This is a genomic window from Paracoccus sp. R86501 (genome assembly GCF_042466435.1).
In the GTDB taxonomy this organism is placed as follows: Bacteria; Pseudomonadota; Alphaproteobacteria; order Rhodobacterales; family Rhodobacteraceae; genus Paracoccus.
The window spans coordinates 2,314,618-2,328,695 of the sequence record NZ_JAXHPZ010000001.1; the positions used below are offsets into that span (position 1 = coordinate 2,314,618).

The window sequence follows — 14,078 nt, forward strand, 5'->3', positions numbered from 1 at the left end:
TCAGCAGCCGCCAAAGTCAACCGCCACGCTTGAGACGTTGCGCCACGAACCAGTCCAAACGCCGTTTCAACTCGCGTTCAAAGCCCCGCTCGACAGGTGTGTAAAGGACAGGCCGCTTCATGCCGTCGGGGAAATAGTTCTGGCCGCTGAAGCCGTCTTCGGCGTTATGGTCATAGGCATAGCCCGCGCCATAGCCCTGCTCTTTCATCATCTTGGTCGGCGCGTTCAGGATATGGGCGGGGGGCGTCAGGCTGCCGGTGCGCTTGGCCTCGGCGCGGGCGTTCTTATAGGCGGCATAACCGGCATTCGATTTCGGCGCCAAAGCCAGATACAGAACCGCCTGCCCCAGGGCCAATTCGCCTTCCGGGCTGCCAAGGCGTTCATACATCGCCCATGCGTCCAGACAATGACGTGCCGCGGCGGGATCGGCCAGACCGATATCCTCGACGGCCATACGGGTGATGCGGCGGGCCAGATACCGGGGATCCTCACCGCCCTCCAGCATCCGCGCGAACCAGTAAAGCGCCGCATCGGGATCGCTGCCACGCACCGATTTATGCAGGGCCGAGATCAGGTTGTAATGCTCATCCCCCGATTTGTCGTATTTCGCCGCGCGTTTCATCAGCCGCTGCGCCAGCGCATCGCGGTCGATCTTGGTGTCTGTTTTCCACGCAGCGACCTGTTCGATCAGGTTCAGGGCCGCGCGGCCATCGCCGTCCGCCATCTCCAGCAAGGCCTCGCGGGCCTCGGCCGTCAGGGGCAGCTTGCGGTTCAGCTCACGTTCGGCCCGTTGCGCCATCAGTTCTAGATCGGCCAGCGACAGGCGTTCCAGCACGATGACCTGCGCACGCGACATGACAGCGGCGTTCAATTCAAAGCTGGGGTTTTCCGTGGTCGCGCCGACCAGCAGGATGGTCCCATCTTCCATATGCGGCAAAAAGCTGTCCTGCTGCGCCTTGTTGAAGCGGTGGATTTCATCGACGAACAGCAGCGTTCCGCGTCCCTGGCTGGCCCGCAGGCGCGCCGCTTCGAACACCTTTCGCAGATCGGGAACACCGGTGAAAATCGCACTGATCTGGACAAAGGCCAGATCGGTTTCATCAGCCAGAAGCCGCGCGATAGTGGTCTTTCCCACCCCCGGAGGCCCCCACAGGATCAGCGATGACAGACTGTTTGCCGCCAGCATGCTGCCAAGCGGACCGTCGGCCCCTAAGACCTTCCCCTGACCGATCACTTCGGACAGCCGGGTGGGCCGGATGCGATCAGCCAATGGGCGCGGACCCGCCTTGCCGGCGGGCGACGGGGTCTGGGGCGGGGTCGTGTCGAAAAGATCAGCCATGATGGCGCAGTCTAGGGCCGTCGCAGCATATGCGACAGCCCCCATCAGCAACCGTCAGTGCATCTTCGATGCCAGATCGATGGCCACACATTGGAAGCTGCCGTCATCGATCCACAGTTCCGGACCCAATGCTTCGGCGGTCAGACCGCAGCGACCGTACCACCGCGGCCAGTTCGACCCCGTCAGCGCGATCAATTTGGTCGCGCCAAGATCGCGGGCCGACGACGTCATCGCCTCGACCATCTTGAAGTGGACCTTGCGACGATACATCTGCGGGATCGAATGGCTGACGAAGACACGCGAACATTCCCAGATGTGCGGATCCACCGGTGCCGCATCGGTCAACAGGTCCTGCGGGATCGAGCCGCCCAGAATACCCTCCTGCGCATCGCGGATCATATAGGAATAGATGCCGCAACGCGCCGTCGTCGGCGTCAGACGGATGCCGGCCAGAACCTCACCCATGTCATGGATGGCGATCCAGCGGCTTTGCGGGGTGTCGTACTGATCGAACTCCATATCGTCGGATTCGGGCAGGTCCCAGTTCTTGTGAACAATAAAGCTCTGCTTTCTGGCCCGGAAAAGATTGGCGAATAATTCACCGTGGTTGTGAAGGTTTGAAAAAGACAGGGTCGTGATCTGCATTCGGTGCTCCTGAGGTGTAAGGGCCCCCTTCCCTGCCACGTGGACCCCAGGGTGACATCTACAACAGACGGTATTCCTTGGCCCGTTGCAGCGCCTCGGCGGTGGTACGCGCCTTCAGCCGTTCACGGACTGAAATAAGCCTCGCCTTGAACGCGCTTTCGGTAATGCCAAGTTTTGCAGCCGCCGCCGCGTGACGGTCACCCTGCGCGATGCAGCGAAGGGCTTCTTTCTGAGCTTTTGTAAGGCTCGCGGGCGGCTCGGTAATTTCGTGAAGCCGCTTTATCGTGACCGAGATCTGTTCGATCTCGTCTGTGGTGAATTCACGGTCGGCCCGCCCGAATGAGGCGATCGTCCGCGAAGAGATGGGGCCGTTGGATACGGTCAACCCATATGTCAGGCCATGATTCGCCGCTTCGCGCAAAATATTGAACGGATCGGGAATAGGCAGGGCCGACCAGCGACAGGCACCGGTCGTCGAAAACCCCCAGGCAATGGTCGGGTCACGCAAGGCATAGCCATTCTGCGAATAGAATTCCGACCATTCCTCGGAATAGGTCTGGAACTGCATCAGGGGCGCTGCAAAGCGGATGTGCAGACCGACGAAATACCCCGATTGGGCAAGTTTGCCCAACTTCGCAAGACCGGCGTTTATATCTGCACGAGAGGACATGGTTTTTTATACAAGTTGAAATGAATGGGGGCGATCTTCAAAGTCACCTTGCTGGGATATAGTTTCCAGCAAGTTAACGGGCGTGATAATTCCGCCTGCGTCATCGAATATCCTCCGTAAAACAAATGCGGCTTACGCAGCCACATCGCGCAAGCTTACTCCAAGCTGCTGCTCACGTGAAAGTTTCACATGCTCAAGCTTGCGTAACGTCACGTCATCATTGTGACGAAAAAGCCCCGCCATGCGGCTGCATGACGGGGCTTTCGAAAATCGATCGATCCAAGGATCAATCTTCGGCAGTGAATTCCGCTTCCAAGCGTGCACGGTCTGCTGCACCCTTGGCCGAGGTATCACGGTCGACCAGTTCGATGATCGCCATCGGAGCCATGTCACCATAACGGAAACCGGCCTTCAGGATGCGGGCGTAACCACCTTGGCGATCCTTGTAACGCTCACCCAGAACGTCGAACAGTTTCGAGACATGCATGTCCTGCTTCAGCTGCGAAGCAGCCTGACGGCGGGCGTGCAGATCGCCACGCTTTGCCAGCGTGATCAGCTTTTCGATAATCGGGCGCAGTTCTTTCGCCTTGGGCAGGGTCGTCTTGATCTGCTCATGCTCGATCAACGAGCCGGACATGTTGGCGAACAGCGCTTTGCGGTGTTCATGGGTACGGTTGAGGCGGCGATAGCCACGTGCGTGACGCATGTTATTCTCCTAAAAACGTCTTTTACTTTGTCCGGCGACCCATGCGTAGCGGGCCGCTCTCCTTGGGGCTGTGAACCCATCGTGTGGCAAGGCGCCCGCAGGCGCCCCGCCGCTATCTCAGAACTGGTCGTCGAAACGCTTAGCCAGATCTTCGATGTTTTCCGGCGGCCAGTCGACCACGTCCATACCAAGGTGCAGACCCATGCCCGACAGCACTTCCTTGATCTCGTTCAAGGACTTGCGGCCGAAGTTCGGGGTGCGCAGCATCTCGGCTTCGGTCTTCTGGATCAGATCGCCAATATAGACGATATTGTCGTTCTTCAGGCAGTTTGCCGAACGGACCGACAATTCCAGCTCGTCGACTTTCTTCAGCAGACGCGGATCGAATTCCAGACCTTCATCGCTGTCCTGACGGCTTGCGGCTTCCGGCTCGTCGAAGTTGACGAAGACGGACAGCTGGTCCTGAACGATGCGTGCGGCATAGGCCACGGCATCTTCCGGGGTCAGCGAACCATCGGTGTCGATCTTCATGGTCAGCTTGTCATAATCCAGCACCTGACCTTCGCGGGTCGGGGTGACTTCATAGCTGACGCGCTTGACCGGCGAGAAGATCGCGTCGATCGGAATCAGGCCGATCGGCGCATCTTCCGGACGGTTCTTGTCGGCCGCGACATAGCCCTTGCCCGTCTGCACGGTCAGTTCCATGTTCAGGTCGGCACCGTCGTCCAGATGGCAGATGACATGGTCGCGGTTCAGGATGGTGATCCCGGCCGTTTCCTGGATGTCGCTTGCCTTGACTTCGCCCGGACCCTTGGCCGACAGCGTCAGACGCTTGGGGCCTTCGACGTCCATCTTCAGCGTGACACCCTTCAGGTTCAGGACGATGTCGGTGACATCTTCACGAACGCCGGCGACGCTGCTGAATTCATGCAGGACGTTGTCGATCTGAACCGAGGTGATGGCCGCGCCTTGCAGCGACGACATCAGAACGCGGCGCAGCGCGTTGCCAAGCGTCAGACCGAAACCGCGTTCCAGCGGTTCGGCGACCACGGTCGCCGTGCGGGTCGCATCAGCGCCCGGCTTGACGGCCAACTGAGTCGGCTTGATCAGTTCGGCCCAATTCTTGTGGATCATGGGTTTGCCTCCATACCTGTCCCCGTCTCATGACCAAAGTCGGAAACGCCCGAGGTGAAATGCGAAAATCCGGACCGCACGGAATACGTGCGGTCCGGTCGTTGTTGGTCCGAAATCAGACGCGGCGACGCTTCGGCGGGCGGCAGCCGTTATGCGCGATCGGCGTCACGTCACGGATTGCCGTGATGTTGAAGCCGGCAGCGGCCAGCGCGCGCAGAGCCGATTCGCGACCCGAACCCGGGCCCTGAACTTCGACGTCCAGCGTGCGAACGCCGTGTTCCTGCGCCTTGCGGCCTGCATCTTCAGCAGCCATCTGAGCGGCATAGGGGGTCGATTTGCGCGAACCCTTGAAGCCCATGGTACCGGCCGAGGACCACGCGATCGCGTTGCCCTGGACGTCCGAGATCAGGATCTTGGTGTTGTTGAAGCTGGAGTTCACATGAGCAACGCCGGTGGCGATGTTCTTGCGCTCTTTACGCTTCATGCGAGTTTTATCACGTGCCATGTCGCTACCCCTTACTTCTTCTTGCCGGCAATGGCTTTTGCCGGGCCTTTACGGGTGCGCGCATTGGTGTGCGTGCGCTGACCGCGGACCGGAAGGCCGCGACGGTGGCGAAGACCGCGATAGGAACCCAGATCCATCATGCGCTTGACGTTCATCTGAACTTCGCGGCGCAGGTCGCCCTCGACGGTCAGGTTCGCGTCGATGTATTCGCGGATCTGCAGGACTTCGGCGTCCGACAGTTCGTTGACGCGACGGGTCAGGTCGATGCCCGTCTCTTCGCAGATCAGCTTGGCGTACATGTCGCCGATGCCGTGGATATAGGTCAGTGCGATGGGGACGCGTTTCCCCGTCGGAATGTTGACGCCAGCAATACGAGCCACGCGTTTTCCTTTTCAGTTGCGGTTCCGTAGCACCGGAACCTTTTTTCACAACGCAAGGCCCGAAAGCCATGCCTTCGGGCCAAATCGATGACCACCCGTGACCGGGCGATTCTCTTGCGAGATGCCGTGATCTATCCAGACTGCGAAGCCGGGTCAAGCCCGGTTCCGCACAGCGTCACTCAGGCATCCAATGCCTTGGCAATCTCGGCGCCGACCTGATCCATCGCGGCCAGACCGTTAACCTGCGCCAGCTTGTCCTTGGCATAGTAGTAGCCAATCAGCGGCGAGGTCTTCTTGTAGTATTCCAGCAGGCGCGTCTTGAGGCTGTCCTCATTGTCGTCGGCGCGACGCTTCAGATCGGTCGAGCCGCAGACATCGCAGACGCCTTCCTCGGCGGTCGGCTTGGTCTGATCGTGATAGACCTCACCGCAGCTGCCACAGGTGAAGCGGCCAGTGATGCGACGCACCAGTGCCTCATCGTTGACCTGCATCTCGATGACAGCATCCAGGGCCATGCCGGTATCGGCCAGCAGATCCCCAAGCGCGTCGGCCTGCGCCAGCGTGCGGGGGAAGCCGTCGAAAATGAACCCGTTGCCACCCTTGGCAAGCTGTTCGCGGATCAAGCCGATAACGATCTCGTCGGTGACCAGCTGGCCGCGGTCCATGACCTCGGCCACGCGCTTGCCCATTTCCGTCCCCGAACTGCGCGCGGCGCGCAGCATATCGCCGGTGGACAGCTGAACCAGGCCACGCTCTTCGACAAGGCGGCGGGCCTGGGTGCCTTTGCCGGCACCCGGAGGCCCCAGCAGGATGATGTTGATGGTCATGGCGTGTCCCCCTCAGGCTGGCCGGTATCGGGCCATTTTTCGCGTCATGTTAAAGGCTTGCCGACAGTCAGCGGCGCGACGGTGCGCGACGCGGCTTGGCGGTCCCCGGCTTACGCTTACCGCGAAGCTGGGATTTCTCAATCAGCCCTTCGTATTGGTGGGCCAGAAGGTGGCTTTGGACCTGGTTGATCGTGTCCATCGTCACCGAGACGACGATCAGCACCGAGGTACCGCCCAGATAGACCGGGATCGAGAACTGCGTGCGCAGGATTTCCGGCATCAGACAGACGATCGCCAGATAGGCCGAGCCGATGACCAGCACGCGGTTCACGACGTAATCCAGATATTCCTGCGTACGCTTGCCCGGACGGATACCCGGAATGAAGCCACCCTGATTTTTCAGGTTGTCGGCCACGTCATCGGTCTTGAACGACACATTCTGCGTATAGAAATATGTGAAGAAGACGATCATGCTTGCGAAGAACAGCAGATACAGCGGCTGACCCGGACCGAAATAGGCCAGGATCGTCGACATGATCGGACCGGCCTCATTCCCCGAGAAGGTCGAGATGGTGATCGGCAGCAGCAGCAGCGAGCTGGCGAAGATCGCGGGGATCACGCCTGCCGGGTTCACCTTGACGGGAAGGTGGCTGGATTGGCCGTCATAGACCTTCATGCCGACCTGACGCCGGGGATACTGGATGCGGATCTTGCGCAGCGCCCGCTCCATGAAGACCACGAAGGCGATGACCGCGATCAGCATGACGATCACGAACAGGATCACCGGAGTCGAGATCGCACCCGAACGGCCTTGGGCAAAGAAGTTCGCCAGCGCCGCGGGGATCTCGGCCAGAATGCCGACGAAGATGATCAGCGAAATGCCGTTGCCGATGCCGCGCGCCGTGATCTGTTCACCCAGCCACATCAGGAACATCGTGCCGCCGACCAGCGTGATGACGACCGAAGCCTGGAAGAACAGGCCGGCATCATGCGCCAGACCACCTGCCTCGAGGCTGCGTGCCAGACCATAGGCCTGGAACAGCGCCAGCGCGACCGTGCCGTAACGCGTGTATTGGTTGATTTTCTTGCGGCCTTGCTCGCCCTCTTTCTTCAACTGTTCCAGCGAGGGAACCATCGAAGTCAGAAGCTGGACGATGATCGAGGCCGAAATATAGGGCATGATGCCCAAGGCAAAGACGCCCATGCGGCCAAGCGCGCCACCCGTGAACATCGACAGCATGCCGCCGATCCCGGATTGGGCCTGATCCATGAAGTTGCGCAACGCGGCGCCATCGATCCCCGGAACGGGAATATAGGTGCCGATGCGATACATGATCAGAACACCGATCGTGAACCAGATCCGTTGGCGAAGTTCCGTGGCCCTTCCAAGCTGACCCCATGAGAGGTTCGCGGCCATCTGTTCTGCGGCTGACGCCATGTGTGTCCGTCCCGTGTCATGACAGCGCCGCCGACCCGTATTCCGGGGACCGGCGGCGCCTGAAAACCTAGATGCTATCTTAGGGGCGCGAAACCCCTGATCAACAGCTTATTCAGCAGCCGCGGCCTGAGCGGGCAGCGAAACCTTGCCGCCGGCCTTCTCGACAGCCTCGACAGCGGCCTTCGATGCGCCGGTGACGACGATGGTCAGACCTGCCTTCAGTTCGCCTTTGGCCAGCAGACGGATACCGTCCAGCTTGCGGCGGACCAGACCCGATGCGACCAGCGCGTCTTCGGTCAGCTCGGCCTTGCCGTCGATCTTGCCGGCATCGATGAAGCCCTGGATCTGGCCCAGGTTCACAACGGCGAATGACTTTGCGTTCGGCGCGGTGAAGCCGCGCTTGGGCAGACGACGGTACAGCGGCATCTGGCCGCCTTCGTAGCCGCCCAGAGCGACGCCCGAACGCGACTTCTGACCCTTGATACCACGGCCAGCCATCTTGCCCTTGCCCGAGCCGGGACCACGCGCAACGCGCTTCTTGGTACGGTTCGCGCCTTCGTTGTCGCGGATTTCATGCAGTTTCATGTCGCTTCTCCTTCGCCGGACACACCCCAGAAGCGATACAGGGGGACACGGCATATCGTTTTGTGAATCGTGATGCCTTCAAGGCACCGTGGGCCTATACGCGCAAACCGCATGGCATTCAAGCGATCCGCGCGCCACAGTCGCGGCCTTTCGCGTGCGCCCCACGCCCTTGTGTCTTGAGCGTACCACCACCCGCGCTACTCAGGACGGACAGCAGACCCGAAAGACCCCGACATGCGCATTTTCCTGGCCGCGATGGCCCTGCCCTTCCTGACGACCCTTGCGGCTGCGGCCGAACCGACCATGTGCCACGCCCGCATCAACGGCAAGGACGTCGTCCTTGGCTACGACCGCGAGGAAGCCGGCATGGTCGCCGATTATTCCCGCCGTGAACGGCTGGCCGCACGCATCGGCCAGCATGATTGCCCCAGTTATGTCGTCCTGCGCAGTGTGACGCCCGAGCTTAGCGACGACCAGCGACAACCATTCTGCCTGCGTCAGGACAGTCAGACCGATTCGGTGGCGGGATATGATCTGGGTGAACGCGACGCATGGGGCCGCTGCAAGACCGCCTCGGCCACGCTGTGCAGCCGCGTCAATCAGGCCAGCGGCGGGGCGGCAGCCATCGGATCGGCGGCAGCGCGCAAGTCGGTTCAGGGGCTGCGCGCCATGCCTGATGGATCGGGCGCGGTGATCGTTTCGGGAACGGGCAGCGCCATATCGGGCGCCTTGGCATCGCTTGGCGGCGCGGCGGCAGCTGTCGCGGCATCGCCCGTTCTGCTGACAGGCGCCGCGGTTTCGGTCGTGGCCGTCGGTGGCACCGTCTATGCCTGCCGCGTGGCGGAATAGGTTGACGAAACGAAAAACGCCCCGCTTTCGCGGGGCGCCTTCATCTGCCAATCCGGAAAGGATCAGGCTTTTTCTTCGATGATCACCACCATGTGGGGGATCTTCGCGACCATGCCACGAACCGAAGGAGTATCCTCCAGTTCACGGGTGCGGTTCATCTTGTTCAGGCCCAGACCTTTCAGCGTTGCACGCTGAATGGCGGGACGACGGATCGGAGAACCGATCTGTTTGACGACGATGGTTGCCATGTGCCTCGCTCCTTACGCTTCGACAGCGGCGTCAGCCGGCTTGTCGTTCGAGGGCAGGATGTCAGCCACTTTCTTGCCGCGACGCTGCGCGACCGAACGGGGGCTGGATTCCTTTTTCAGGCCATCCAGGGTTGCGCGGATCATGTTGTAGGGGTTCTGCGAACCCTGCGACTTGGCCACGACGTCCTGGACACCCAGCATTTCGAATACGGCACGCATCGGACCGCCGGCGATGATGCCGGTACCCGGAACGGCGGTGCGCATGATCACCTTACCGGCGCCATGACGGCCTTCGATATCGTGATGCAGCGTACGACCGTCGCGCAGCGGCACGCGGATCAGGCCACGCTTGGCCTGTTCGGTCGCCTTGCGGATGGCTTCCGGAACTTCCTTGGCCTTACCCTTGCCGAAACCGACACGACCGCGCTGATCACCGACAACGACCAAAGCAGCAAAGCCGAAGCGCTTACCACCTTTGACGGTTTTCGACACGCGGTTGATCGCGACCAGACGATCCTGGAATTCCGGGTTTTCTTCGCGGTCGTTGCGACCGCCCCGGCGATTGTCACGTTCTGCCATGAGGCATTCCTTATACGGTGGCGCGCAGACCGCGCCGTGTTGACCGATCCAGGTGGATGAAACATCCCCGGATCATCGGGGTGGCGCGTCCCCAAGGGAACGCGCCACCCGCAATATCAGAACTTCAGACCACCTTCGCGGGCGGCTTCGGCCAATGCCTTGACCTTGCCGTGGAAGATGAAGCCACCGCGGTCGAAGACGACTTCTTCCACGCCAGCTGCCTTCGCGCGCTCGGCAATTGCCGCGCCGATCTTTGCAGCTGCTTCGACATTGTTCTTGCCGACCAGGCCGAAATCCTTCTCCAGCGTGCTGGCCGAAGCCAGGGTCACGCCCTTCAGATCGTCGATGACCTGAACCGAGATGTTCTTGGACGAGCGATGGATCGACAGGCGCGGACGCCCGTTCGACATTGCCCGCAGTTTGTTCCGCACGCGCAAGCGACGCTTCTGGAACAGCTCTTGCTTCTTCAGTGCCATTTCATGCGCCCCTTACTTCTTCTTGCCTTCCTTGCGGAAAACATACTCGCCCTTGTAGCGGATTCCCTTGCCCTTGTAGGGCTCGGGCTTGCGCCACTCGCGAATGTTCGCCGCAACCTGGCCGACCAGCTGCTGGTCGATACCTTCGACAACAATCTCGGTCTGCTTCGGAGCCGTGATGGTCACGCCTGCGGGCACATCGAAATTCACGTCGTGCGAATAACCCAGAGCCAGTTTCAGGACATTGCCCTGCATCGTGGCGCGGTAACCCACGCCCTGGATTTCCAGCTCTTTCTTGAAGCCCGTTGACACACCGACCGTCAGGTTCTCGATCATCGAGCGGGTAAGACCCCACTGCTGACGAGCACGCTTGGTGTTGTTGCGCGGCTCCACGCTGACGAGGTTGTCGTCAAGCGAGATGTTCACTTCATCGGTCGCAGTGAAGCTGCGGGTGCCTTTCGGCCCCTTCACTTCGATCTGCTGACCTTTGATCTCGGCCGTCACGCCCGTGGGCAGTTCGACCGGCTTTTTACCAATCCGAGACATCTGCTGCCCTCCTTAGAACACGGTGCAGAGGACTTCGCCGCCAACATTGGCACTGCGAGCCGCTGCATCCGACATGACGCCCTTCGGAGTCGAGACGATCGAAACGCCCAGACCCTGACGAACCTGCGGGATTGCCTTGGCACCGGTGTAGACGCGGCGACCAGGCTTCGAGACACGCGCCACTTCACGGATAACCGGAATGCCGTCGTGATATTTCAGGCCGATTTCCAGCTCGTTATGGCCGGCGGCGCTGGTCACTTCCTCGTATCCGCGGATGTAACCTTCGTTTTTCAGCACGTCCAGAACCCAAGCGCGCAGCTTGGAGGCGGGGGTGCGAACGGTCGATTTGCCACGCATCTGCGCATTGCGGATGCGGGTCAGCATATCGCCGAGAGGATCGTTCATCATTCTGTGTTCCCCCTTACCAGCTGGACTTGACCAGGCCGGGGATCTGACCTTGCGAGCCCAGCTCGCGCAGCATGATCCGCGACAGTTTCAATTTGCGGTAATACGCATGCGGACGACCGGTCAGTTGGCACCGGTTGTGCAGACGCGTAGCCGAAGAGTTGCGCGGCAGTTCGGCCAGCTTCAGCGTGGCCTTGAAGCGCTCTTCCATCGGGCGGGATTGGTCATGAACGATCTCGTTCAGTTCGGCACGCTTGGCAGCATACTTCTGAACCAGACGCTCGCGCTTCTTCTCGCGCTCGACCATGGATTTCTTTGCCATATCTTCTTTCCCTCCGCGACTCAGCTGGTGAACGGCATGTTGAAATGCTTCAACAGCGACTTCGCTTCCGCGTCGGTCTTCGCGGTGGTGCAGATGATGATGTCCATGCCCAGAACTTCGTCGACCTTGTCGAAGTTGATTTCCGGGAAGACGATATGTTCCTTCAGGCCCATCGCGTAGTTGCCACGACCATCGAACGAGGTCGGCTTCACGCCGCGGAAGTCGCGGACGCGCGGCAGCGCGATGTTGATCAGGCGGTCCAGGAAGTCGTACATGCGGTCGCCGCGCAGGGTCACCTTGCAGCCCAGGGGCATTTCTTCACGAACGCGGAAGCCGGCAATCGACTTCTTGGCATAGGTGATGACAGCCTTCTGACCAGCGATCAGGGACAGCTCTTCAGCAGCCTGCTTGACCTTCTTGGTGTCCTTGACAGCTTCGCCGACACCCATGTTCAGGACGATCTTGTCCAGACGGGGCAGCTGCATGTCGCTTTTGTAGCCGAACTCTTCTTTCAGAGCAGGACGAACGGTGTCGTTGAACTGCCCGCGAAGACGCGGCGTGTATTTGGTTGCGTCCAGCATCAGATCACGTCTCCCGTGGTCTTGGCGAAACGGACCTTCTTGCCGTCTTCCTCACGGAAGCCGACGCGGGTCGCTTTGCCGTTCGCGTCCATCAATGCCAGGTTCGACAGGTGGATCGGCATGGATTTTTCCACGCGACCGCCCTGCGAAGTCTGGGTCTGGCGCGTGTGGCGGATTGCGACGTTGATGCCGTCAACGATGGCCTTGTCGTCCTTGGGCATGACAGCGGTGATTTCACCCTGCTTGCCCTTGTCCTTGCCGGCCAGAACGACAACCTTGTCGCCTTTTTTAAGCTTGGCAGCCATTACAGCACCTCCGGCGCGAGCGAGATGATCTTCATGAAGCTCTTGGCGCGAAGTTCACGAACGACCGGTCCGAAGATACGCGTACCGACCGGCTCACCCTGGTTGTTCAGGATAACGGCAGCATTGCGGTCAAAACGGATCGAGGTGCCGTCTTCACGGTTCACTTCTTTTGCGGTGCGGACGACAACGGCCTTACGGACGTCGCCTTTCTTGACCCGGCCCCGCGGGATGGCTTCCTTGACGGACACGACGATAATGTCGCCCACCGACGCATAGCGACGGTGCGAACCACCCAGAACCTTGATGCACTGAACCCGGCGAGCGCCCGAGTTATCAGCAACATCCAGATTGGTCTGCATCTGGATCATTTGGTTTCTCCCGACCTTTGGAGACCGGATCGTCCGGCCCCAGGGTTTCGATCATTTCTGATCTGTGATGATGGACTTATGCCGAAGCGGTTTCGTCCAGCAGGACAGTCCAGCGTTTCGTCTTCGAGATGGGCGCACATTCCGTGATACGGACGATATCGCCAACCTTGAACTTGTTCTCGGCGTCATGTGCGCGGTACTTCTTCGAGGACCGGACGGTCTTGTGAAGAAGTGCGTGCTTGAAGCGGCGTTCGACCAGGACGGTGACGGTCTGTTCGTTCTTGTCGCTGGTGACGCGGCCTTGCAGGATGCGTTTGGGCATGTGCCGGGCTCCTTAGTTAGAGGCCGCGGCTTCCGCCGCTTTCTGGTTCAAAATGGTCTTCACACGTGCGACGTCACGACGGACTTCGCGCATGCGAGCAGTGCTTGAAAGCTGGCCGGTGGCCTGCTGGAAACGCAGGTTGAAGGCTTCTTTCTTCAGCGCAACCAGCTGGTCTTTCAGCTGGTCAGGCGTGTTATTCCTGAGTTCATTCGCGTCCATGACGCCTCTTCCTTTCAACATCACCGGAGGGCCCCTGACATCCAGGGCCACCCTGATTCCGGTGGAGTTTCGTGATGAAGGCCTGCGCATACAGGCGATTCCGGGCTTTTGCAACCCTTTATCCCGACGCCGCCGGGAAAAGGGAAACCCCGCCGGTTTCCCGGCGGGGTCAAGGCGTCGTCAGATGGCGCGACTGGCGCGCCGCCGACTTACCAGTCTTCGCGTTCGACGATGCGGGTCAGGACCGGCAGCTTCATCGCGCCAAGGCGCAGGGCCTCGCGGGCGATGGTGTCGTTGACACCGTCGATTTCGAACATGATCCGGCCCGGGTGGACGCGGGCAGCCCAGAAATCGACCGAGCCCTTACCCTTACCCATACGGACTTCGGTCGGCTTCGACGAAACCGGGACATCCGGGAAGATACGGATCCAGACGCGGCCCTGGCGCTTCATGTGACGCGTGATCGCGCGGCGAGCCGCCTCGATCTGGCGCGCGGTCACACGCTCGGGCTCGACGGCCTTCAGTGCAAACGAGCCGAAGTTCAGGTCGAAACCACCCTTCGCATCACCGTGGATACGGCCCTTGTGCTGTTTGCGGTACTTAGTGCGTTTCGGTTGCAGCATTTTGGT

Annotated in this window: 23 protein-coding genes; 1 reads left to right on the forward strand and 22 read right to left on the reverse strand. The window is 60.5% G+C overall.

The features are described 5' to 3' along the window. Nucleotides 1–16: 16 nt before the first annotated feature. From SJY40_RS11235 to rplO, 10 genes are all read right to left on the reverse strand, one after another. Nucleotides 17–1,339 (reverse strand): replication-associated recombination protein A, encoded by a 1,323-nt coding sequence (locus SJY40_RS11235; RefSeq protein WP_378946310.1) that lies wholly within the window; start codon nucleotides 1,337–1,339, stop codon nucleotides 17–19. Between the two features lie 54 nt (nucleotides 1,340–1,393). Then, nucleotides 1,394–1,984 carry an acyl-homoserine-lactone synthase gene (locus SJY40_RS11240; protein WP_378946312.1) on the reverse strand — a complete coding sequence of 197 codons (591 nt, stop codon included), beginning with the start codon at nucleotides 1,982–1,984 and terminating at the stop codon, nucleotides 1,394–1,396. Between the two features lie 58 nt (nucleotides 1,985–2,042). After that, nucleotides 2,043–2,654: an autoinducer binding domain-containing protein gene (locus SJY40_RS11245; protein ID WP_378946314.1), complete on the reverse strand. Its 612-nt coding sequence runs from the start codon at nucleotides 2,652–2,654 to the stop codon at nucleotides 2,043–2,045. 286 nt (nucleotides 2,655–2,940) lie between these two features. Next, nucleotides 2,941–3,360, reverse strand: a complete 420-nt coding sequence (gene rplQ / locus SJY40_RS11250; protein WP_378946316.1) for a 50S ribosomal protein L17 — start codon at nucleotides 3,358–3,360, stop codon at nucleotides 2,941–2,943. Nucleotides 3,361–3,477: 117 nt separating this feature from the next. After that, the gene (locus SJY40_RS11255) at nucleotides 3,478–4,494 is read right to left on the reverse strand and encodes a DNA-directed RNA polymerase subunit alpha (RefSeq protein WP_072295554.1); all 1,017 of its coding nucleotides are present in this window, start codon (nucleotides 4,492–4,494) and stop codon (nucleotides 3,478–3,480) included. 115 nt (nucleotides 4,495–4,609) lie between these two features. Beyond that, the gene (rpsK, locus tag SJY40_RS11260) at nucleotides 4,610–4,999 is read right to left on the reverse strand and encodes a 30S ribosomal protein S11 (RefSeq protein WP_042247912.1); all 390 of its coding nucleotides are present in this window, start codon (nucleotides 4,997–4,999) and stop codon (nucleotides 4,610–4,612) included. 11 nt (nucleotides 5,000–5,010) lie between these two features. Further along, entirely contained in the window at nucleotides 5,011–5,379 is a 369-nt protein-coding gene (gene rpsM / locus SJY40_RS11265; RefSeq protein WP_378946319.1) for a 30S ribosomal protein S13, read from the reverse strand. A gap of 179 nt (nucleotides 5,380–5,558) precedes the next feature. After that, nucleotides 5,559–6,206, reverse strand: a complete 648-nt coding sequence (locus SJY40_RS11270) for an adenylate kinase (RefSeq protein WP_378946321.1) — start codon at nucleotides 6,204–6,206, stop codon at nucleotides 5,559–5,561. A 67-nt stretch (nucleotides 6,207–6,273) separates the two neighbouring features. Beyond that, complete coding sequence (gene secY, locus SJY40_RS11275; RefSeq protein ID WP_378946323.1) at nucleotides 6,274–7,644, reverse strand: preprotein translocase subunit SecY; 1,371 nt, start codon at nucleotides 7,642–7,644, stop codon at nucleotides 6,274–6,276. A 108-nt stretch (nucleotides 7,645–7,752) separates the two neighbouring features. Continuing rightward, nucleotides 7,753–8,229 carry a 50S ribosomal protein L15 gene (gene rplO / locus SJY40_RS11280; RefSeq protein WP_378946325.1) on the reverse strand — a complete coding sequence of 159 codons (477 nt, stop codon included), beginning with the start codon at nucleotides 8,227–8,229 and terminating at the stop codon, nucleotides 7,753–7,755. Nucleotides 8,230–8,463: 234 nt separating this feature from the next. Between rplO and SJY40_RS11285 the strand changes: the two genes are divergently transcribed. Further along, nucleotides 8,464–9,078, forward strand: a complete 615-nt coding sequence (locus SJY40_RS11285; RefSeq protein WP_378946327.1) for a hypothetical protein — start codon at nucleotides 8,464–8,466, stop codon at nucleotides 9,076–9,078. 62 nt (nucleotides 9,079–9,140) lie between these two features. Here the strand turns inward: SJY40_RS11285 and rpmD are convergent, their stop codons facing one another. From rpmD to rplP, 12 genes are all read right to left on the reverse strand, one after another. After that, complete coding sequence (gene rpmD / locus SJY40_RS11290) at nucleotides 9,141–9,326, reverse strand: 50S ribosomal protein L30 (RefSeq protein WP_378946329.1); 186 nt, start codon at nucleotides 9,324–9,326, stop codon at nucleotides 9,141–9,143. Between the two features lie 12 nt (nucleotides 9,327–9,338). Continuing rightward, nucleotides 9,339–9,905, reverse strand: a complete 567-nt coding sequence (gene rpsE / locus SJY40_RS11295) for a 30S ribosomal protein S5 (protein ID WP_072295565.1) — start codon at nucleotides 9,903–9,905, stop codon at nucleotides 9,339–9,341. A gap of 116 nt (nucleotides 9,906–10,021) precedes the next feature. Then, complete coding sequence (gene rplR, locus SJY40_RS11300) at nucleotides 10,022–10,381, reverse strand: 50S ribosomal protein L18 (RefSeq protein WP_111557843.1); 360 nt, start codon at nucleotides 10,379–10,381, stop codon at nucleotides 10,022–10,024. A gap of 12 nt (nucleotides 10,382–10,393) precedes the next feature. Next, nucleotides 10,394–10,927: a 50S ribosomal protein L6 gene (gene rplF / locus SJY40_RS11305; RefSeq protein WP_378946332.1), complete on the reverse strand. Its 534-nt coding sequence runs from the start codon at nucleotides 10,925–10,927 to the stop codon at nucleotides 10,394–10,396. 12 nt (nucleotides 10,928–10,939) lie between these two features. Further along, nucleotides 10,940–11,332, reverse strand: a complete 393-nt coding sequence (gene rpsH / locus SJY40_RS11310) for a 30S ribosomal protein S8 (protein ID WP_378946334.1) — start codon at nucleotides 11,330–11,332, stop codon at nucleotides 10,940–10,942. 16 nt (nucleotides 11,333–11,348) lie between these two features. After that, the gene (gene rpsN, locus SJY40_RS11315; RefSeq protein WP_378946336.1) at nucleotides 11,349–11,654 is read right to left on the reverse strand and encodes a 30S ribosomal protein S14; all 306 of its coding nucleotides are present in this window, start codon (nucleotides 11,652–11,654) and stop codon (nucleotides 11,349–11,351) included. Nucleotides 11,655–11,674: 20 nt separating this feature from the next. Beyond that, nucleotides 11,675–12,235: a 50S ribosomal protein L5 gene (gene rplE, locus SJY40_RS11320; RefSeq protein WP_378946338.1), complete on the reverse strand. Its 561-nt coding sequence runs from the start codon at nucleotides 12,233–12,235 to the stop codon at nucleotides 11,675–11,677. Beyond that, nucleotides 12,235–12,540, reverse strand: coding sequence for a 50S ribosomal protein L24 (gene rplX, locus SJY40_RS11325; RefSeq protein WP_378946340.1), 306 nt, complete (start codon nucleotides 12,538–12,540; stop codon nucleotides 12,235–12,237). Before rplX ends, rplE begins: the two co-directional genes overlap by 1 nt. Then, nucleotides 12,540–12,908, reverse strand: coding sequence for a 50S ribosomal protein L14 (rplN, locus tag SJY40_RS11330; RefSeq protein ID WP_072295573.1), 369 nt, complete (start codon nucleotides 12,906–12,908; stop codon nucleotides 12,540–12,542). Before rplN ends, rplX begins: the two co-directional genes overlap by 1 nt. A 76-nt stretch (nucleotides 12,909–12,984) precedes the next feature. Beyond that, nucleotides 12,985–13,230 (reverse strand): 30S ribosomal protein S17, encoded by a 246-nt coding sequence (rpsQ, locus tag SJY40_RS11335; protein WP_378946343.1) that lies wholly within the window; start codon nucleotides 13,228–13,230, stop codon nucleotides 12,985–12,987. Between the two features lie 12 nt (nucleotides 13,231–13,242). Then, nucleotides 13,243–13,449 carry a 50S ribosomal protein L29 gene (rpmC, locus tag SJY40_RS11340; RefSeq protein ID WP_304620595.1) on the reverse strand — a complete coding sequence of 69 codons (207 nt, stop codon included), beginning with the start codon at nucleotides 13,447–13,449 and terminating at the stop codon, nucleotides 13,243–13,245. A gap of 209 nt (nucleotides 13,450–13,658) precedes the next feature. Further along, nucleotides 13,659–14,072 (reverse strand): 50S ribosomal protein L16, encoded by a 414-nt coding sequence (gene rplP, locus SJY40_RS11345; protein ID WP_304620596.1) that lies wholly within the window; start codon nucleotides 14,070–14,072, stop codon nucleotides 13,659–13,661. Nucleotides 14,073–14,078 lie beyond the last annotated feature (6 nt).